Annotated in this window: 18 protein-coding genes and 1 riboswitch; of the genes, 12 read left to right on the forward strand and 6 right to left on the reverse strand. The window is 38.4% G+C overall.

Annotated elements, in window-relative coordinates:
• Nucleotides 1-134 precede the first annotated feature (134 nt).
• The 6 genes from KVT27_RS08035 to KVT27_RS08060 all read left to right on the forward strand — a co-directional run bounded on the left by KVT27_RS08035 (nucleotide 135) and on the right by KVT27_RS08060 (nucleotide 7,884).
• Entirely contained in the window at nucleotides 135-2,960 is a 2,826-nt protein-coding gene (locus tag KVT27_RS08035) for a 2-oxoglutarate dehydrogenase E1 component (protein ID WP_036148259.1), read from the forward strand.
• Between the two features lie 91 nt (nucleotides 2,961-3,051).
• Nucleotides 3,052-4,308, forward strand: a complete 1,257-nt coding sequence (odhB, locus tag KVT27_RS08040; RefSeq protein ID WP_036125744.1) for a 2-oxoglutarate dehydrogenase complex dihydrolipoyllysine-residue succinyltransferase — start codon at nucleotides 3,052-3,054, stop codon at nucleotides 4,306-4,308.
• A 304-nt stretch (nucleotides 4,309-4,612) separates the two neighbouring features.
• Nucleotides 4,613-4,799, forward strand: a riboswitch (Lysine riboswitch).
• Between the two features lie 118 nt (nucleotides 4,800-4,917).
• The gene (locus KVT27_RS08045; RefSeq protein ID WP_008181228.1) at nucleotides 4,918-5,775 is read left to right on the forward strand and encodes a transporter substrate-binding domain-containing protein; all 858 of its coding nucleotides are present in this window, start codon (nucleotides 4,918-4,920) and stop codon (nucleotides 5,773-5,775) included.
• A 169-nt stretch (nucleotides 5,776-5,944) separates the two neighbouring features.
• Nucleotides 5,945-6,670: an amino acid ABC transporter permease gene (locus tag KVT27_RS08050; RefSeq protein ID WP_008181226.1), complete on the forward strand. Its 726-nt coding sequence runs from the start codon at nucleotides 5,945-5,947 to the stop codon at nucleotides 6,668-6,670.
• A 12-nt stretch (nucleotides 6,671-6,682) separates the two neighbouring features.
• A complete protein-coding gene (locus tag KVT27_RS08055; RefSeq protein ID WP_008181223.1) occupies nucleotides 6,683-7,414 on the forward strand; it encodes an amino acid ABC transporter ATP-binding protein in 732 nt (243 codons plus the stop codon).
• A gap of 272 nt (nucleotides 7,415-7,686) precedes the next feature.
• Nucleotides 7,687-7,884: a DUF6501 family protein gene (locus KVT27_RS08060; RefSeq protein ID WP_012294410.1), complete on the forward strand. Its 198-nt coding sequence runs from the start codon at nucleotides 7,687-7,689 to the stop codon at nucleotides 7,882-7,884.
• A 49-nt stretch (nucleotides 7,885-7,933) separates the two neighbouring features.
• Here KVT27_RS08060 and KVT27_RS08065 read toward each other — a convergent pair whose 3' ends face one another.
• From KVT27_RS08065 to KVT27_RS08080, 4 genes are all read right to left on the reverse strand, one after another.
• Nucleotides 7,934-9,004, reverse strand: a complete 1,071-nt coding sequence (locus KVT27_RS08065; RefSeq protein WP_036148263.1) for a toxic anion resistance protein — start codon at nucleotides 9,002-9,004, stop codon at nucleotides 7,934-7,936.
• The gene (locus KVT27_RS08070) at nucleotides 9,001-9,651 is read right to left on the reverse strand and encodes a 5-bromo-4-chloroindolyl phosphate hydrolysis family protein (RefSeq protein WP_025115387.1); all 651 of its coding nucleotides are present in this window, start codon (nucleotides 9,649-9,651) and stop codon (nucleotides 9,001-9,003) included. The genes KVT27_RS08065 and KVT27_RS08070 overlap by 4 nt, the downstream gene beginning before the upstream one ends.
• Nucleotides 9,652-10,313: 662 nt before the next feature.
• Nucleotides 10,314-10,595, reverse strand: coding sequence for an acylphosphatase (locus tag KVT27_RS08075; RefSeq protein ID WP_025115385.1), 282 nt, complete (start codon nucleotides 10,593-10,595; stop codon nucleotides 10,314-10,316).
• A 44-nt stretch (nucleotides 10,596-10,639) separates the two neighbouring features.
• Nucleotides 10,640-12,367: a methyl-accepting chemotaxis protein gene (locus tag KVT27_RS08080; protein ID WP_208704262.1), complete on the reverse strand. Its 1,728-nt coding sequence runs from the start codon at nucleotides 12,365-12,367 to the stop codon at nucleotides 10,640-10,642.
• Between the two features lie 87 nt (nucleotides 12,368-12,454).
• Here KVT27_RS08080 and KVT27_RS08085 point away from each other — a divergent pair, with 87 nt between their 5' ends.
• From KVT27_RS08085 to KVT27_RS08095, 3 genes are all read left to right on the forward strand, one after another.
• Complete coding sequence (locus tag KVT27_RS08085; protein WP_225316193.1) at nucleotides 12,455-12,775, forward strand: DUF1033 family protein; 321 nt, start codon at nucleotides 12,455-12,457, stop codon at nucleotides 12,773-12,775.
• A 222-nt stretch (nucleotides 12,776-12,997) separates the two neighbouring features.
• Nucleotides 12,998-13,198 carry a cold-shock protein gene (locus KVT27_RS08090; RefSeq protein WP_004230088.1) on the forward strand — a complete coding sequence of 67 codons (201 nt, stop codon included), beginning with the start codon at nucleotides 12,998-13,000 and terminating at the stop codon, nucleotides 13,196-13,198.
• A gap of 326 nt (nucleotides 13,199-13,524) precedes the next feature.
• Nucleotides 13,525-14,010 (forward strand): YkvA family protein, encoded by a 486-nt coding sequence (locus KVT27_RS08095; protein ID WP_036125754.1) that lies wholly within the window; start codon nucleotides 13,525-13,527, stop codon nucleotides 14,008-14,010.
• 54 nt (nucleotides 14,011-14,064) lie between these two features.
• On the opposite strand, the gene KVT27_RS08100 is transcribed toward KVT27_RS08095, so the two are convergent.
• Together KVT27_RS08100 and KVT27_RS08105 are read right to left on the reverse strand one after the other, a co-directional pair.
• Nucleotides 14,065-14,898: a S1C family serine protease gene (locus KVT27_RS08100; protein WP_217581096.1), complete on the reverse strand. Its 834-nt coding sequence runs from the start codon at nucleotides 14,896-14,898 to the stop codon at nucleotides 14,065-14,067.
• A gap of 58 nt (nucleotides 14,899-14,956) precedes the next feature.
• Entirely contained in the window at nucleotides 14,957-15,565 is a 609-nt protein-coding gene (locus KVT27_RS08105) for a hypothetical protein (RefSeq protein WP_217581097.1), read from the reverse strand.
• Nucleotides 15,566-15,734: 169 nt separating this feature from the next.
• Here KVT27_RS08105 and KVT27_RS08110 point away from each other — a divergent pair, with 169 nt between their 5' ends.
• The 3 genes from KVT27_RS08110 to fabF all read left to right on the forward strand — a co-directional run bounded on the left by KVT27_RS08110 (nucleotide 15,735) and on the right by fabF (nucleotide 18,098).
• Nucleotides 15,735-16,205, forward strand: a complete 471-nt coding sequence (locus KVT27_RS08110) for a DinB family protein (RefSeq protein WP_036125758.1) — start codon at nucleotides 15,735-15,737, stop codon at nucleotides 16,203-16,205.
• Nucleotides 16,206-16,284: 79 nt separating this feature from the next.
• The gene (locus KVT27_RS08115; protein WP_217581098.1) at nucleotides 16,285-16,842 is read left to right on the forward strand and encodes a TetR/AcrR family transcriptional regulator; all 558 of its coding nucleotides are present in this window, start codon (nucleotides 16,285-16,287) and stop codon (nucleotides 16,840-16,842) included.
• A 20-nt stretch (nucleotides 16,843-16,862) separates the two neighbouring features.
• Complete coding sequence (gene fabF, locus KVT27_RS08120; RefSeq protein ID WP_036125762.1) at nucleotides 16,863-18,098, forward strand: beta-ketoacyl-ACP synthase II; 1,236 nt, start codon at nucleotides 16,863-16,865, stop codon at nucleotides 18,096-18,098.
• Nucleotides 18,099-18,165 lie beyond the last annotated feature (67 nt).

Below are 18,165 nucleotides of genomic sequence, written 5' to 3' on the forward strand. Positions count from 1 at the left end.
AGATGGAAAAAACGTTCTTTAAAATATGGAAAAGTAGTGTAAAACATTCTTTTAAAGAACGGCTAAATATTATATAATTAATTGCAATTTAATTAATGGAACTGCCGAAAGGCAAAATTTGGAGGTCATTTTTCATGTCGAACAACGTTACAACTGTAAGTTCTCCATGGTCAGCTTTCTCTGGTCCTAACCTAGGATATGTGATGGAGCAATACGACTTATTCTTACAGTCTCCTGAAGAAGTAGAACCGGAGTTAGTTTCTTTATTCCAACAATTTGGTGCACCAGTAGTAGTAGAAGGTGAAGTAGCTGTAGCTAGTCATACAGCAGCGGCTCCTGCTGGCGATTACAAAAAAGTGTTAGCCGCTGTGAAATTAGCCGATGCAATCCGTTCACGCGGTCATTTAGCAGCAGATATTTATCCTCTGAAAAACCGTGAACTACAAACAGCTCAAATTGAAGAAAGCGCGTTCAACTTAAGCGCTGCAGATTTAGCTGAAATTCCTGCAGCAATCTTCTTCAAAGATGTGCCAGCAAACGTGAAAAATGGTAAGGATGCAATTGACTATTTAAAAGCTATTTATACAAATAAAGTAGCGTTTGAATATGAACATGTAGTAGCTACAGAAGAACGTAATTGGATTCAAGCACAAATTGAATCTGGCTCTTTCCAACAAGCACTTTCTTCTGATGAAAAGAAAGCCTTATTAGATCGTTTAACGCGTGTTGAAAATTTCGAGAAATTTATCCATAAAACATTTGTAGGACAAAAGCGTTTCTCTGGTGAGGGCTTAGATACGCAAATTGTACTATTTGATGAAATCATTAAAACTGCAGAAGCGCTAAGTGTTGAAAAAGTACGTATTGGTATGGCACACCGTGGTCGCTTAAATGTTTTAACACATATTTTAAATAAACCTTATGACATGATGTTCTCTGACTTTGCACATGTATCAAATGATTTATTTATGCCAGAAAATGGTCGCCTTGAAATTACAAAAGGGTGGACAGGTGATGTGAAATACCATATGGGTGCTTCTTATAACCGTGATTCAGGTATGAATGTAAAGCTTGCATACAACCCATCACACTTAGAAGTAGGCAATCCAGTAGTTCTAGGTGCTACACGTGCAACACAAGATGACACTTCAAAACCAGGTCAAGCGATTCATGATCGCACAAAAGGCTTAGGAATTCTTGTGCATGGTGATGCAGCATTCCCAGGTCAAGGTATCGTAACTGAAGTATTAAACTTCGCTAAAACTGAAGGATTTACAACAGGTGGTACTATTCACATTATCGCGAACAATATGATCGGCTTCACGACTGAACAATATGATTCTCGTTCTTCTGTTTACTCTTCTGACCCAGCAAAAGGGTATGAAGTACCAGTAGTACATGTGAATGCAGATAGCCCTGAAGCAGTGGCACAAGTTGGTCGTTTTGCAGCTAATTACCGCCAAAAATTCGGTAAAGATATTGTCGTTGATTTAGTTGGTTACCGTCGTCATGGTCATAACGAAACGGATGATCCAACGGTTACAAACCCAGAAACTTATAAATTAGTATCTAAACACGAAACTGTACGTTCATTATATGGTGCTGCACTTGTTACTGAAGGTCTTGTATCAACTGAAGATGTAGCTGCATTAGATACAGCTATTTATGCAGAAATGCAGGCGGCTTATGATCATGTAAAAGAAATGGCTTCAAAAGATGAGCATCATCAATTAGAAATGCCAGAAGAGTTAAAAATTGAATTCCCACAAATTGATACAGCAGTTGGAGCAGAACGTTTAGGTAAAATTAACGAAGAGCTTCTAGTGTTTGAAGAAAACTTCGAGCCACAGAAAAAGCTTGGCAAAATTTTAGAAAAACGTCGTGACGCATTTGCATCTGCGAAAATCGACTGGGGTCATGCGGAAACTTTAGCTTATGCAACAATTATCCAAGATGGCACACCAGTACGTTTCACAGGTCAAGATGCACAACGTGGTACTTTCTCACAACGTCACTTAGTGCTTCACGATAAAAACAATGGTAATGTCTTTACACCACTTCATCATATTTCTGGTGCAAGTGCATCCTTTTCAGTGCACAACTCACCACTGACTGAAGCAGGGGTAGTTGGCTTTGAATATGGTTACAACCTAGAAAACGGCCATGTATTAACAGTTTGGGAAGCACAATTTGGTGACTTCGCGAATATGGCACAGGTAATGTTTGATAACTTCATTTCAGGGGCACGCTCTAAATGGGGTCAAAAATCTGGCATGGTGATTCTATTACCACATGGTTATGAAGGCCAAGGTCCAGAGCACTCTTCAAGCCGTATGGAACGTTATTTACAAATGTCAGCAGAAAATAACTGGTTTGTAGCAAACTGTTCAAATGCAGGTAACTACTACCACTTATTACGCCGTCAAGCAGCGTTATTAGGCACTGAAGGTGTACGTCCACTTGTGGTTGTATCACCAAAATCATTATTGCGTCACCCATTAGCAGCAGCTAATGCTGAGCAATTAGCAGATGGTTCATTCCAAGAAGTGATTGAACAACCTGGCTTAGGTACAAAAACAGAAGCTGTAGAGCGTATTGTATTAGGTACTGGTAAAGTGATGATCGATTTAGCAGATCGCGTGAAAGATGGAGAAGGTTTCGATCACGTACACATTGTTCGTGTAGAACAACTTTACCCATTCCCAAAAGAGCAAGTTGCTGGTATTATTGCTAAGTATCCTAATGCAAAAGAAATCGTATGGGTACAAGAAGAACCTAAAAACCAAGGCTCATGGAATTATGCACTAGAAACATTATATGAACTTGCAGAAGGTAAAAAGCTTCGCTATGTAGGTCGTCCTGCAATGAGCTCAACTTCTGAAGGGGATGCAGATTCTCATAAAGCAGCTCAATCATCACTTATTGAAGAAGCAGTTGCTGAGCCAGTAAAGGTTAAATAATAACATATAAATATTGATAGCTGGGCTACTTGCCCATAAGCAGTAGCCCTTTTATGTGCGTCATGCACGTTAATCAAAGGAGGAAATGAAAGTGGCTGAAATTAAAGTCCCTGAATTAGCAGAATCGATTACAGAAGGTAGTATCGCACAGTGGGTTAAAAAAGTGGGCGATCGCGTTGAAAAAGGTGAATTCATCGTTGAACTTGAAACAGATAAAGTAAACGCTGAAATCATTTCTGAAGAAGCAGGTGTATTAACACAAATTTTAGCTGAAGAAGGCGATACTGTACTAGTTGGTCAAGTTATTGCTATCGTAGAAGCAGGCGAAGGCGCAGCTGCTGCACCAGCAGCGGCGGCACCAGCTGAAGCAGCTCCAGCTCCAGCAGCGCCACAAGCGGCTCCTACAGCACCAGTTGCAGCAGCTCCTGTAGTAGAAGAAACTTCTGGTGAGCGTGTGATCGCATCTCCAGCGGCACGTCGACTTGCACGTGAAAAAGGCATCGATCTTGCAGCGGTATCTCCAGTAGATCCACAAGGCCGTGTTCGTGTACAAGATGTATCAGCACATGGTACAGCACCAGCAGTAGCAGCACCTACACCAGTAGCAACTACAGGTGGCCCAGTTGTATTCACACCAGCAGCTAATTCTGACCGTGTAACAATTGAAAAAATGAGCCGTCGTCGTCAAACAATTGCCAAACGTTTATTAGAAGTTAAACAATCAACAGCAATGTTAACAACATTCAACGAAATTGACATGACAAATATCATGGCACTTCGTAAACGTAAACAAGAAGAGTTTGTTAAAGCAAACGACATCAAACTTGGTTTCATGTCATTCTTCACAAAAGCTGTTGTTGCAGCACTGAAAAAATACCCATATGTAAACGCTCAAATCGTTGGCGATGAATTACATTTAAATAACTTCTTTGATATCGGTATTGCAGTATCAACTGAAGAAGGTTTAGTAGTACCAGTTGTACGCGATGCAAACAGCAAAAACTTCGCAGAAATCGAAAAAGATATCGCTAGCTTAGCGACTAAAGCTCGTGAGAAAAAACTAGGATTAAATGACATGGCTGGTGGATCATTCACAATCACAAACGGTGGTGTATTCGGTTCATTAATGTCAACACCAATTATGAACGGTACTCAAGCTGGTATTTTAGGTATGCACTCAATTGTTAACCGCCCAGTTGCGGTAAATGGTGAAGTTCAAATCCGTCCAATGATGTATGTAGCACTTTCTTACGATCACCGTATCATCGATGGAAAAGATTCTGTAGGATTCTTAAAAACAGTTAAAGAATTAATCGAAAACCCTGAAGATTTATTATTAAATTCATAATTCCTTTAAACCCTGTAAACTTTGTTTTACAGGGTTTTTTTCTTGGTTTTCTGTATCACTAAAGTCTTTAGTGATTTTGAAAATACGAAACTATTTACTTAGAATAAAAACCATTGATCGTAAAAATTTGTGGTTTTCCGGCGGATATATTGACAAAAATACATAGATTAACAATGGATAGGCCAAGCATAATACCCTAATATTGGCATTAGTCAGAAAAATGATAAAACTCTCTTGACGTACATACTAGTTTTATAGTAGTATCTAAATATCAATTAAATAAACAAACCTCACTAACATATAACAGTGAGGTAGAGGCGCGGTATTTATTAGTTCATTGTTGAGTACAAGCAAACAAAGACGCAATGAAGAAGGAAATATCGCCGAAGTATAAAAGGAGCTCGTACTTTTATGCTGGGTCTGCAGTGAATAAGTGCAGGACTGTCCTAGTAAATTCAATTCCAAGTTTACTAGGTTGTGCTATCTCGGAAACATGGAATACTAGTGAGGATTTGGGCAACTGTCATAAAAGGTAAGACCTAAGTTCACAAAACTTAGGTCTTTTTTCGTACAGTTGTCTTATTTTTTTACAGAAAAGGGGAGTTTTACATGAAAAGAAAATGGCTGTTAGTAATGATCTCTATCATGACGGCAATTGTGCTAGCTGCATGTGGCACTAGCGACAAAAAAGAAGGCAGTTCAGGAGAAGCTGGCGCAGATAAGGAAGAAGGCGGCGGTGAATTCCGAATTGGAATGGAGGCTGGCTACCCACCATTCAACTGGACACAGCAAAATGATGCAAATGGCGCGGTGAAAATTGCAGATAATGCAGAGTATGCAGGCGGTTATGATGTACAAATGGCGAAAAAAATTGCTGAAGGCTTAGGCAAAGAATTAGTGATCGTTAAAATGGAATGGGACGGCTTAGTACCAGCGCTACAATCAAATAAAATTGATGCAATTATCGCGGGCATGTCGCCAACAGAAGAACGTAAGAAAACAATTGATTTTACTGAAAACTACTATACTTCTGATTTTGTCATGGTTATTAAAAAGGGCAGCAAATACGAAGGGGTCAAATCGATTCAAGATTTTTCTGGCGCAAAAATTACATCACAACTTAATACATCCAATTACAATGTGATTGATCAAATCAAAGATGTTAATAAACAAACGGCAATGGAAAGCTTCCCAGCTATGCGTGTAGCTTTAGAGGCAGGCAAAATTGACGGCTATGTTGCAGAACGTCCAGAAGGTATTTCCGCAGCTGCTGCCAACGATAAATTCACATACGTAGCATTTGAAGAGGGCTTCGATACGGATCTTTCAAATACGTCAATTGCTGTAGGCTTACGTAAAGAAGATGCGAATCTTGATAAAATCAATGAAATTCTAAAAGGAATTTCTGAAGATGATCGTCAAGCGATTATGGAAGAAGCTATTTCTCAGCAACCAGCAGCACAATAAAAAAATGGCACGGACTAGTGGCTAGTCCGTGCACTATCATTTCATCATTATTAAAATGAGAACCTCTCTACATAATGATAATGTCCTAGCGAAATAAAACATAGACTAGTAGAAAGAGCTAGGGCAGGAAAAAGATAGCAAGCAACATGACATTGTTAGGAGGAACATCATGAGTCTTGAATGGATACTTTCAATTATTGAAAACAACTGGCAAATGTTTTTACGAGGTGCGTATTATACGTTACTAATTTCGACTATCAGTACAATTATTGGTGCATTTATCGGATTTTTCATCGGAATTATGCATACGATCCCAGTTCGTAAAAAAGGTGTGAAATTTTATGGCTTAAAGCTTATTAATTTTATACTCACATGCTATGTTGAATTTTTCCGTGGTACACCAATGATTGTACAGGCTATGGTTGTCTACTATGGATTAGATATTGCATTTGGCATAGACATGCACTTTATTACAGCGGGGATATTAGTCGTTTCGCTTAATACAGGTGCCTATATGGCAGAAATTGTTCGCGGTGGTATTGTATCAATTGATAATGGTCAATATGAGGCAGCATCAGCTATCGGTATGAATCACTTCCAGATCATGCTTCACGTAGTTTTACCACAAGTAGCGCGTAACGTACTACCTGCGACAGGCAACCAATTAATTATGAATATTAAAGATACAGCCGTATTAAACGTTATCGGAGTAACAGAATTATTCTTCCAAACAAAATCAATCTCCGGTAACAACTTCCGTTATTTTGAATCATTCTTTGTAGCTTGTATTCTTTACTTCATCATGACATTTACGGCATCACGTATTCTGCTATATGTTGAAAAACGATTAGATGGACCAGATGCTTATCAAAAAGAACAAAAAGAAGCAATTTAGGGGGACGCACAAATGGCAGTCATTAAAATCGAGCATTTAAGTAAATCATTTGGACGTAACCAAGTGTTAAAGGATGTTAATTTTCAAGTGGAAAAAGGGGAAGTCGTTTGTTTAATTGGTTCCTCTGGTTCTGGTAAATCCACTTTACTTCGTTGTATTAATTTATTAGAAACACCAAGTGGTGGGCAAATTATTTATCAAGGGGAGGACATCCTAGACGAAAAACACAATATTCAAGAATATCGAACACATCTAGGAATGGTATTCCAGCAATTCAATTTATTTAACAACCACAATGTTTTAAATAATTGTACAGTGGGGCAAATAAAAGTTTTAAAACGTTCCAAAAAGGAAGCAGAGGAAACGGCGCTTAAATATTTAAAAATCGTCGGGATGGATCAATATGTAAACGCAAAGCCTCGACAGCTTTCAGGGGGGCAAAAACAACGCGTAGCCATTGCCCGAGCATTATCCATGAATCCAGAAGTGATGCTTTTTGATGAACCTACATCAGCACTAGACCCTGAGATGGTAGGGGAGGTACTCAAAGTCATGCGACAATTGGCCGATGCAGGCAATACGATGCTAATTGTGACGCATGAGATGGAATTTGCAAAAGAGGTAGCAGATCGAGTAGTCTTTATGGATAAAGGTGTAATTGTCGAAGAGGGCCCACCATCACAAGTATTAATAAACCCGCAACATGATCGAACGAAAGAGTTTTTAAAACGAACATTAAAGTAGAAGCAACAAATGAAAAAGTGAGTCCTAATAGAGGGACTCACTTACTTTCTAGAATTCCACTCTGCATAAAGGACAAAGCAGATTACAAATGCTATTGCAATAATAAAAAACCATTGCGGTACACCGCCAAAGCTCATCATAACACCTCAAATGTAAAATTATTTTTGGATAGATTAGGTATTGTATTTCTTTTTTCTCCACAAAAGCCTAAAAATATTATAAAATAAGCATTAGACATTAGCTTTATGCTAGTAAAGAGAGGTAGAGAGAATATGTTACATTTAAAATGGAAAGATGCGCCAACATTAAGAACAGTGACTTGCAAACATACCAATGCATCAAAATACTTAGTATCAAACGTATTAACAGTTGGAAAAGAATATGAAGTGAAAAATGAAACAGAAGAGTTCATTTTTATCATCGATAACACTGGCAATGTCGGTGGCTACTATAAAGATTATTTTGCATAAAAAGAAGACAGGGTGGTTCAGATCATTTACTGAGCCACCCTTTTTTTCATTAGTCTCTCTGATAGCCTCTTATATCCGTCGCATCTTGCAACTGTTGTTTTTCCTGTTCAGTCGCCGTATGTAGGGCGAAGACATCTTTTATAGCTGTTTGTAGCTCATGCTGTGTTTCCTTGAATTTCGATACTTGCTGCTCAAATGAAGGCCTTGCAAAACGATCCTGTGTCTGTGATAATCGTTCCTCAAGCTGTGCATAGTGATGATCCATATGCATGGAAAGCATCATCGCCAATTGATTTTTCCATAAAGGAATTAGTGTGACAATGGAAAATTCAATTTTTTCAGCTAATGTTTGATTCGCTTGCTGTATCATACGAATTTGTGGTGCTGTTTGAAGGGCTACTTGTTGAGATACCTGTAAATCATAAATACGTTGATCCAGCCTCTCAATTTGCGCAGCGAAATCATTTAGCTGTTGTATGGCAAGTGGCTGTTTATTTGCTTGGACACTTGTTATTTTTGTAGGAAGCTCCACTTCAATGGCTTGCTGTTTTTTCATTTGACCAGCTGCAATGGCAGTAGCTAGTTCCTCGAAAAATCCTCGATTATGTGTATAAAGCGCTTCTAAATTTTCTACATCTCGAATGAGTTGGAGCTGAGCACGTTCCAATTGCACCCCAATACGTTCCACCTGAATACTAATGCGTTCAAATTCTGTTAGCGTTTGTTTCACAGTAGGCTCTGTTTTACTACCAAATATCTTATTGAAAAAGGTTTGCTTTTTCGGCTCTAAAGCTGTCGGGTCTACACGATCTAAAGTATGCATTAAGGAATCGAGCATTTGGCCGATTTTGGTCACGTCTTTTTGCTTCACCTGCGCTAACATCCGATCTGCAAACTGGGATAGGGAACGCTGTGAATCTTGCCCTAAGGATAGCAAAGATTCAAAATCAGTTAAATCAATTTGGCTAGCATATAGTAAAGCTCGACTTTGCGCAAGAGGCGATAGCGTTTCGTACGTCGCCATCGCCTCAGCTTGTGGAGTTGTGTCTAAATAAGATTGTACTAATGGAGAAAGACCAGGAATGGTATTTAATTGAAAAGCATGTTCATTTGCTGTCATTTATCATCGCCTCGCCAGTCCAATTGTTCTCTACGTCTAAGATTAGAACGATTTGCGAATTCAATCTCCATTTGCAGGTGGTCAATATCATTAGCTAGCGCATCCTTTAAATCAATTTGAATCGTATCATTTAAATCCGTAAGTGTTTCACGCGTTTTGGATAACGTCAATTGAATTTCTTTATCCTTCACCGGCTGCCTAGAAAGCATTGTATACTTATCCGTTAATTCCACTGCTGAAGGTAAATGCGCATAGAAAAAGGGTTCAACATTATAAAACTTACGTGGATCTGTCTTTACAATTTTGACGATATTTTTTGAAATGCGTGTCATCTCAAGTAGTTGTTTAAAAGCCGATACAGAACGTACACGTAAATAGTTTTGACTTAATGTTTGAATTTGCTTATTAGCGGTTGATAATTGTGTTTCAATGTGTTTGAATTCTTCTTTTGTGATACCTGCTATTTGCATGACTTTCTTTTTTTGTCTATGTTTCAGCAACGCTGTACTCGTCGCATATGAACCAGCAAACAGTAAACCACCAAGGAAGAATCCAGGATTTGCTGCAATTGCTGCGATAGAAACAGTTGTTAGCGAAATAACGAAGCTAGCAGTATGTCTAGAAAAAAACTGTCCAACACTAAGCATTGTTTCTTCCTCCTTGCATTTCAATATGTCTATCTTCTTATACGAAATAATCGACATAAAGTTTCAATGTAAAATGAAACCTTACATAAATTTTACTGCGAATCGCAAATTTTCTCAATGATATTACCTAGAATACCTAGGAATAAGTCGTTCATTATTTATGTCCATTTATTTTTAAGAAATTTGTGAACATTATAGCGTATAGATTTGAATTTCTCATGATTAGGTTGATGTGCTGTTTGATTTGAAAATAAACGTAGGAGGCTTGTTTTTTGAAAAACCTATATACGGATATTTTTTATTTCCTGTGCTGATTGCAAATAAATGTTTAATTATGCAAAATAAGAAAAATAAAGTATAATACAGCTTGTTTGAAATTAGTATCTTGTCAAAAAAGAAAGTGATGGAATGATGAAGAATAAAAAAGGAATAATTATTGCTAGCATCATACTTTTATACTGTGTGATTGACGTTATCTATACATGTGTATTATATAGAAAAATCAATTGGTCTATATTATTTTTAGCCACATGTATGATTGGTTTAATAGAAGTCGCAATAGCCAATAATAAATTACTTAAACAAAACATAAATCATTAACTAGTAAGGCATGTTGTAATGTCCTACGATGGCCTGACTACTTTGTAAAAAGAAGAGCCAGACTAAACAATGTCTGACTCCATTCGTACATATCCTTTTAAATCATCATACAGCTCTAAAGAAAATGAGTTGGAATCGGCTTGGGGACTAACACCTTTTTGGACGAAAAGAAGGAATTCATTCAGCGCTTTTTCAGCTCCTTCTACTTCAACCTCAATTTGCTCAGCAGCATTCAATCTGCAATACCCTTTTAGCCCTAATTCAATGGCCTTTTGTTTAATAAAGAATCGGTAGCCTGTCCCGTAGACGTCACCAAAAAATTTAATACTTGCTCGTTTATTCAAGGAAATACCTCCTACCAGTAGAGAGAGGGGACGAGCCACTCTCTTTATTGCAGTACTCTTTCTTTTTCTAAATAGGCGATTAGGTTATTAATATAATATAGAACTTGAGTAGACGCTTCATCCACTTCTTTTAGATGGCTATCTGCTTGTGCGATATTGCCAGCTTTAAAGGCTGTCGCCGCGCGCTTCGCGGATTCGTGGACAAGTAAATGATAATTGTCTAAATCATGATAATCCTGTAAATGGTCGAAGCGTTCCACCGTGCGAGAAGCTGTGTACCATTTGCCAAGTCGACATTCTCTATGTGAAGAGACATCGTTTGGCTCAACATGTTCTAGGCCAAGGAACATATTATAAATGCGCCACTTCCATAAAATATGATCAGCTTTAGATAGCTGTAAAAGGGCAATGGATGAAAGCTGGACATTATTATTGGCAATAATATCATTACGGAAACGATTGATTTCTTTCCCTAAAAGGTGAATATCACTTGATGTATTATGACTATAGTCTCGAATATCTTCTTGCAAGCTAGAAATTTCAATCATTCTAGAGGAGACTTCATCAATCGCCGCTGCCTGTTGCTGGGAAATCGCTGCCGTATTGGTCACATCCAAGTTAATACCTTCAATCGCATGGACAATAGCATTCAATAATGGTAACGATTCTTTCGCCTCAACGGTTGCTTCTTTAATGATGGCTGTTGTTTCTGTTATCGAGTCGGAAACGTCATTGGAATAGCTCTTTAAATGGTGAACATTTGTAGAGACCTCGCTTAAAGCCGAGACCGTGCTTTCCGCAAGCTTTCGTACTTCCTGTGCTACGACCGCAAAGCCTTTACCATGTTCACCCGCGCGTGCGGCTTCAATGGAGGCATTTAGTGCTAGTAAATTAGTTTGGTCCGCAATTTGGTTAATCAATGTCACAACTTGTTCAATATCATTTACCCGTTTTTGCAGTTCTGTAAAAGATTCTACAATCGAAGTAAACGTTTCTTCCGTTTTGAAAATTTCTGTTAATGCATGCTCAATTGCATTTTTACCCTGTGTCGCATGGTCAACAGATTCAGTTGTTTTTTCTGATATATGAGAGGACATACGGGCTACTTCATTTATAGAAGCGGCAATTTCTTCAGTCGCAGCTGTAGAGGACTGGATTTCCTCATTTTGCTTATCTAAACTAAATACTAAATCTTTCATATACATGATTTTGGCATTGACATCCATCAAGGATGATACTTCACCTACAACATTCTCAATGATGCGCTCCGTCAAAACTTCCACCAATAGCTCCTGATCGACATTGACAGCAGACTGGAATGATTTCATAAATTGGAAGGCTTTATTGGGCTTCATCCCAAAGTTATGTAAAATATAAGTAGTAATATAGAAGGCAAATTGATTGAAAACGACAATTAATTTACCAGGCTCATATTGATGCTTGCGAAATAAATTGAAAAACTTGACGGTTTCATCCACATACTCGTCATCACGTGTTGCTAGGAAAAATTGCGTTAAATATTGATTTATATTTTCTTCACTAATGGTTAATTGAGAGGTAGGGGATATCTCACTTAAATAATGGTGAAAAATGGCATTCATAGAAGGGGTAATATCTTTAAGCTTTTCATAGAGCGTCTTTAAATGCTCTTCATCTTGCGAATTGAAATGATTAAATGCCAATGTTTGATGAAATCGGCCTGTTGCACGTAAATCAGTACCACGCTTTAGTAGTTCTTCTAGCTCAGCTTTAGGTCGAATGCTTGAAAACATATAAAAACCTCCAAAAATTATGTATAATAAGGTAATAATAGCATAATTCAGGTGGTTTTAATAGACATTTCAGGTGTGTTTGCTAAAATGAAAATATCTTATGACAGCAAGGAATGGGCAAATATGTATACAATTATTTACATGAAAGCGGACTATGAGCCTTGGTGGAAATTTGAGGGCTGGGAAGCTTTTATTCAAACACACGATACATTTGAAGCAAAGGAGCAGTTTGAGCTGGCTTTACAGCATAAACTAGCACACTTTCGCTCAACATATGATAATGAAGTAGTAAAAGAAGGGCAATATTGGGCTTTTTGGTCAGAGGATGAAAGCTTCTTCTGTGAGGCATGTGATGATGACGCACAAGTATATCATGGAATTATTGCATGTAAAATGGAAGAAAAGTAAAATAATTTTGAAATAAAGTAAAAAAACAATTTTCTTTATTTGACAAAATTATGAATGCTGGTTATACTTAGGTTAACAATTTAATTGCTTCACCGGAAACATGAATTCACATATTACAAAAAGTGATCGCGTTAGTACGGTACTCTTTGTAATATGTGAATTTTTTTCAATCGCTGAAGAAATTACATATTGTTCACTTTTATTTTTTGGAGGTTTTCTTAAATGAAACAAGGTACAGTAAAATGGTTTAACTCAGAAAAAGGTTTTGGATTCATCGAAGTTGAAGGTGAAAACGACGTATTCGTACACTTCTCAGCTATCCAAGGCGAAGGTTTCAAAACACTTGACGAAGGTCAAAAAGTGGAATTCGAAGTTGTAGATGGCAACCGCGGACCACAAGCTGCTAACGTAACTAAACTTTAATTCTCAGAAATTAAAATTACTTTCGTTAAACCCAGACATCCTATGCAAATAGGATGTCTTTTTTTATATCATCGCAATGTTCAATGATTATAAATCTTAAAATAGGATAAATATAAAGTAGTGCTGTTGGCAAAGTTAATAGCGCGGTGGAAGTGCTGTCTAGAAGCGCAAGGGTGACGAAGTGACGGATAACGCGCTAAGATTCGAATAGGATTTGAAGAGTGGCAAATAGCCCGCAAAATGTGCTAAAAAGCACCTCAAAAGGTAACTAAATAGCGCCACAAAAATAGCACACAAAGTACTTACTATTGGAGGTTGATTGATTGATGGAAGATTTAATGAAATTACCGAATGATCAGGAACAGCAGGATTTTTATCAGAAGTTACGTACAAAATTAGTTGGTTTTCTTGGGTCGAAGAAGGGCAAGAGTAGTAAATTTACACCGTATTTAATGTTTGTGCCTGATTTATTTCATTTATTAGTTAAAACGTTAACAGATGCAGGGGTGGATAAGAAAAGTCGGGCGTTGATTGGTGCGTCGATTGCGTATTTTGTGTTTCCGTTGGATTTGATGCCTGAGGGGATATTAGGGTTTGGTGGTTATTTGGATGATATCGTGTTGGCGACGTTTGTGGTGAATACGATTATTAATAAAGTAGGACCGGAAGTGGTGGAAAAGCATTGGACAGGGGATGATAATCTTTTGCATGCGCTCCAAAAGGTTGCGGAGGTTAGTGATGAGGTCGTTAGTAAAATACCTGTGAAATCGGCCATTGCTCAGTTTGTGAAACAGGAAAGTAAGGATAAATAATATTATTATGTAAACACAAAATAACTTCAACACCAATAAAAATGAACCTGCACTTTACAGGTTCATTTTTTTGTTGGATTGTTCTAAAATATGGTGTAGTTGTTGAACGGGGACAAATAGGCCAACTCGTCCTATAGGTTCATATTTCATCGTGGCAAAGATGATTCCGATGACTTCACCCTGTTGATCAATGACGGGGCTGCCACTATTGCCACGGTAAACTGGGGCTTTCAGCATCATTACAGGTACTTGCCAATCATCTAATTGAATGGATTCCAGCAAAGTTCCCTCATTAGCTATTCCAGTAAAGGTAAGGGGGTTACCAATAAAATGGATATGCTCATTCTCAGGGAAGGTTGGATCAGCTGCTAGTGGAAGATAGGGAAGCTGATCTGCTTGAACTTGCAATAAGGCTAAATCAACATTCGGATAGCTCTCAATTAATGTTGCTTCCATTACTCCCTCATCAGGAAATACAACGGATAATGTCTGTGCTTGCTCTACTACATGGGCATTGGTGACAATGAGACCGTCCGGTGAGATGGCGAAACCTGTTCCTTTACTGGAACCTGTCGAAATTTCTACGATAGCTTTTTTATAAGTTTGTATATCCTCTTGTGCTGATAGCTTAGTTGATACTTTGATAAATTCGATAGCCGGAATAGAATAAATTTGAAAAATAATCGCGAATGTATTAAAAAACAATACGAATGCCATACTCCATACAATCCAGCGTACGAATGGCTTGGGCTTTTTTGCTTTTTTGCCATAAAGACGTTCTTCTTGCTCTTGAGCTAATGCTTTTTGTTGCTCAGTTAACACCAGCTCAATAAATTCTTCTTCTGTTAATTCTTCCTGCTCATTAGCAGACTTATGTAGGTCACTCATAGGATACCTCCTTTTGCTACATAATAGGCGCCCAAGCAGGACGCCTATCATCATCATACTATTCTATTTTTTGTAAGGTGGAAGTCACGACAAATGGCTGCTCTTGATCAGACTCCATCGTATCTTCGATTTTGATGAGGCCAACCCCTTGTGCAAAATACTTGGTCGTTACGAATTGATCTTCAGTGCGTGTAAGTTGGATGGCATTCGTATAGACTTTTGTTCCTGTATCGACTTGAGCAGTTGTTGATTGAATGGTCCAGCCTTCAAAGCTTGTTCCTACTTGTATCGGTTGCTGCAGTATCGTTTCTAGCACAGGGTAGGCTGCAACCTCAGATATACTAGGCAAGCTTGGATTACTGTCAACGGGTTCACGATAGACAAGCTCAATCTTTGAATCTGTCATGCGATAAATTTTTAATAGGGTCACACCACCATTATCTTCCACTTGAGCGATATGTTGCGTATCGATATAGGTAGTTTGTAGAGTAAAGCTGGCAAATTCATTTCCCTCTCCTTGAAAATATGCGACAGAGCCATCAGGTGGGAAATAGGTGAGTAATGACACTTGATCTTGAACAGCTGGGTGCACAGGTTCTTTTTTCATTTCTTCTTGGCACCCTGCCAATAAAAATACAAGAGCAAGAACGATAATAGAATGCTTCATTGGCACACTCCCTCGCTACTTTTTATTAATTATACGTGAATGTTGGGCATTATACGAATCATAGCTATAACACCAATAATATTATTATGTAAACTAAAAGCGCATAACTTGTAACTATGAAAAAAATTAACTAAGATAGAATTGTAGTTAAAAATTGGGGGGCATGGTTATGTATAGACAAGCGGATGATTTTTTACAGGAATGGACGATGGCTGCAGAGGGAACGCTGAAAGTATTACAGGCAGTAACGGACGATAAGTTAGATCAAAGTATTGTAGAGGGACATAGTACACTTGGCTGGCTTGGTTGGCATTTAGTTGGAGCGGCTGGATATTTTAGTTATTTAGCAGGCTTAAAGGTTCCGATGATTCGTCAAGAAGACCCTGTACCAACGACAGCTATAGAAATCGTACAAGCATATGAGAAAGTTGTAAATGGTATAAAAGAGGAAGCGGCAAAGCTTTCAAATGAAGATTTACTAGAAGTTGTAAATGGCTTTACAGGGCCAATACCAAAGGGCGCTTTATTACGTGCATTAATCGATCATCAAACGCATCATCGCGGTCAAATGACAGTTCTACTTCGTCAAGCTGGTTTACCAGTACCAGGTGTTATGGGACCAACACAAGAAATGAAATAGACTTTAATTACAGCAGATAAATAACCTATCTGCTGTATTTTAATTTGACACTTACCTACTAGTAAGTTAGTATATAGCCATGACAAATAGAAAATCACAAATCATTGAATTAACATTGAAGAATATTCAAGAAAAAGGTTTCACATCATTTAGTTATGACCATTTAGCGAAAGAGCTTGGTGTAACAAAAGCGAGCATTCATTATCATTTTGAAAAGAAGGAAGACTTAGGAGTCGCTGTTTGCGAAAGAATTCAAAAAGGATTAGGGGAGGCTTATACAGTAATTAAGGAATCTACAGTAGCAGCTGAGGAAAAACCTTTCGCCTTTATTTTAAGACGGATTACATTTCTAGAACAAGATGGTGTTTGCCCGATTTCTGCATTACAGGCGGACTATCAAGAATTGTCACCTGCGATGCAAGAAAAAGTTCAACAGCTTAGCCAAATGGAAGTAGATGTTTTAGTGGATTTACTAAAAGATGCTAAGAAACATGGTTCACTTCAGTCGACAATGGATTTAGAGGCATTAGCCATCCTGCTTATTTCGAGTACGAAGGGTGCTTTGCAATACAAACGGGTTTTAGGGGAAGATTTCTTTCACAAAATGTTGGAGCAATTAAAGGAACTGTTAAAGTAAACGAAAAAGGAGAGGAATATATGGTACGTAGAGTAGTTGTCACAGGATATGGTGTTATCTCACCACTAGGTCAAACAGTATCAGCCTTGTGGGAGAACATTAAAGAAGGAAAATCAGGTATTACAAAGTTAGAAGCGGAGGAATTCGGCGGCATTCAAACACAAATTGCTGGTTCTATCACTGACTTTGATGCTACTCAATATATGGATAAAAAGGAATTAAGTAAATACGATCTTTTTATTCAATATGCACTGGCTGCATCTCAGCAGGCTTTGGAGCAAGCAAACATAAATATGGAGCAAGTTAATAAGGAACGACTAGGTGTTTATATTGGCTCAGGTATTGGGGGAATTGAGACGATTTTAGCGAATCATCAAGCCATGCTCGATAATGGACCAAGGAAGGTGTCACCGTTTATGGTGCCGATGATGATTAGCAATATGGCCGCAGGGATTATCGCGATTAAAACAGGCTTCAAAGGGCCAAGCTTCTCACCAGTTTCCGCTTGTGCAACGGGTAACCAAGCAATTGGTGAAGCGTTTTTAAACATTCGCCATGGCTATGCAGATGGAATTTTAGCTGGAGGGGCTGAGGCACCGATAAATCCGCTGAGCTTTGCTGGATTTTCCCGTATGAAGGCGATGTCTACTAGGAACGATGCGCCAGAACAAGCTAGCCGACCATTCGATAGCCATCGCGACGGCTTCGTCATGTCAGAGGGGGCAGGGGTTGTGTTCCTAGAGGAATATGAACATGCTAAGCAAAGGGGCGCTACGATTCTTGGAGAAATCGTAGGCTATGGGGTGACGACTGATGCTTTCCATATTACAGCTCCTGATTTTACTGGGGCAGCTAATGCGATGAAACTAGCCTTAAGCATGGGTGACATTGATGTGACGGCTGTCGATTATATCAATGCGCATGGTACTAGTACACCAGAGGGAGACAAGTCGGAAACAAAGGCGATTAAAAGCGTATTTGGTGAGCATGCCTATCAATTAAAAGTGAGCTCCACGAAGTCGATGACAGGCCATCTTTTTGGCGCAGCTGGCGGAATCGAGGCCATCATTACTTTAAAAAGTATTATGGAAGGTATCATTCCACCAACGATCAATTACGAAACGCCAGATCCAGAGTGTGATTTGAATTATGTTCCTAACGAGGCGCTTCATCAAACCGTCAACATTGCTTTGTCTAACGGTTTTGGCTTTGGTGGTCATAATGCTGTGTTGGCTTTTAAAAAGTTTGAGGAATAATAGTACACAATGGTATGAAATGAATGTTTCATACCATTTTTTATTGTCTTTATTAAATGACCTATAC

The organism is Lysinibacillus sp. GbtcB16, assembly GCF_019091145.1.
Taxonomy (GTDB): Bacteria; Bacillota; Bacilli; order Bacillales_A; family Planococcaceae; genus Lysinibacillus; species Lysinibacillus fusiformis.

Excerpts from the sequence above, each read along its gene's own strand:
- KVT27_RS08035 (WP_036148259.1), top strand. The coding sequence starts at position 135 with ATGTCGAACAACGTTACAACTGTAAGTTCTCCATGGTCAGCTTTCTCT.
- KVT27_RS08045 (WP_008181228.1), top strand. The coding sequence starts at position 4,918 with ATGAAAAGAAAATGGCTGTTAGTAATGATCTCTATCATGACGGCAATT.
- KVT27_RS08050 (WP_008181226.1), top strand. The coding sequence starts at position 5,945 with ATGAGTCTTGAATGGATACTTTCAATTATTGAAAACAACTGGCAAATG.
- KVT27_RS08055 (WP_008181223.1), top strand. The coding sequence starts at position 6,683 with ATGGCAGTCATTAAAATCGAGCATTTAAGTAAATCATTTGGACGTAAC.
- KVT27_RS08060 (WP_012294410.1), top strand. The coding sequence starts at position 7,687 with ATGTTACATTTAAAATGGAAAGATGCGCCAACATTAAGAACAGTGACT.
- KVT27_RS08065 (WP_036148263.1), bottom strand. The coding sequence starts at position 9,004 with ATGACAGCAAATGAACATGCTTTTCAATTAAATACCATTCCTGGTCTT.
- KVT27_RS08070 (WP_025115387.1), bottom strand. The coding sequence starts at position 9,651 with ATGCTTAGTGTTGGACAGTTTTTTTCTAGACATACTGCTAGCTTCGTT.
- KVT27_RS08080 (WP_208704262.1), bottom strand. The coding sequence starts at position 12,367 with ATGTTTTCAAGCATTCGACCTAAAGCTGAGCTAGAAGAACTACTAAAG.
- KVT27_RS08085 (WP_225316193.1), top strand. The coding sequence starts at position 12,455 with ATGAAAATATCTTATGACAGCAAGGAATGGGCAAATATGTATACAATT.
- KVT27_RS08090 (WP_004230088.1), top strand. The coding sequence starts at position 12,998 with ATGAAACAAGGTACAGTAAAATGGTTTAACTCAGAAAAAGGTTTTGGA.
- KVT27_RS08095 (WP_036125754.1), top strand. The coding sequence starts at position 13,525 with ATGGAAGATTTAATGAAATTACCGAATGATCAGGAACAGCAGGATTTT.
- KVT27_RS08100 (WP_217581096.1), bottom strand. The coding sequence starts at position 14,898 with ATGAGTGACCTACATAAGTCTGCTAATGAGCAGGAAGAATTAACAGAA.
- KVT27_RS08105 (WP_217581097.1), bottom strand. The coding sequence starts at position 15,565 with ATGAAGCATTCTATTATCGTTCTTGCTCTTGTATTTTTATTGGCAGGG.
- KVT27_RS08110 (WP_036125758.1), top strand. The coding sequence starts at position 15,735 with ATGTATAGACAAGCGGATGATTTTTTACAGGAATGGACGATGGCTGCA.
- KVT27_RS08115 (WP_217581098.1), top strand. The coding sequence starts at position 16,285 with ATGACAAATAGAAAATCACAAATCATTGAATTAACATTGAAGAATATT.
- fabF (WP_036125762.1), top strand. The coding sequence starts at position 16,863 with ATGGTACGTAGAGTAGTTGTCACAGGATATGGTGTTATCTCACCACTA.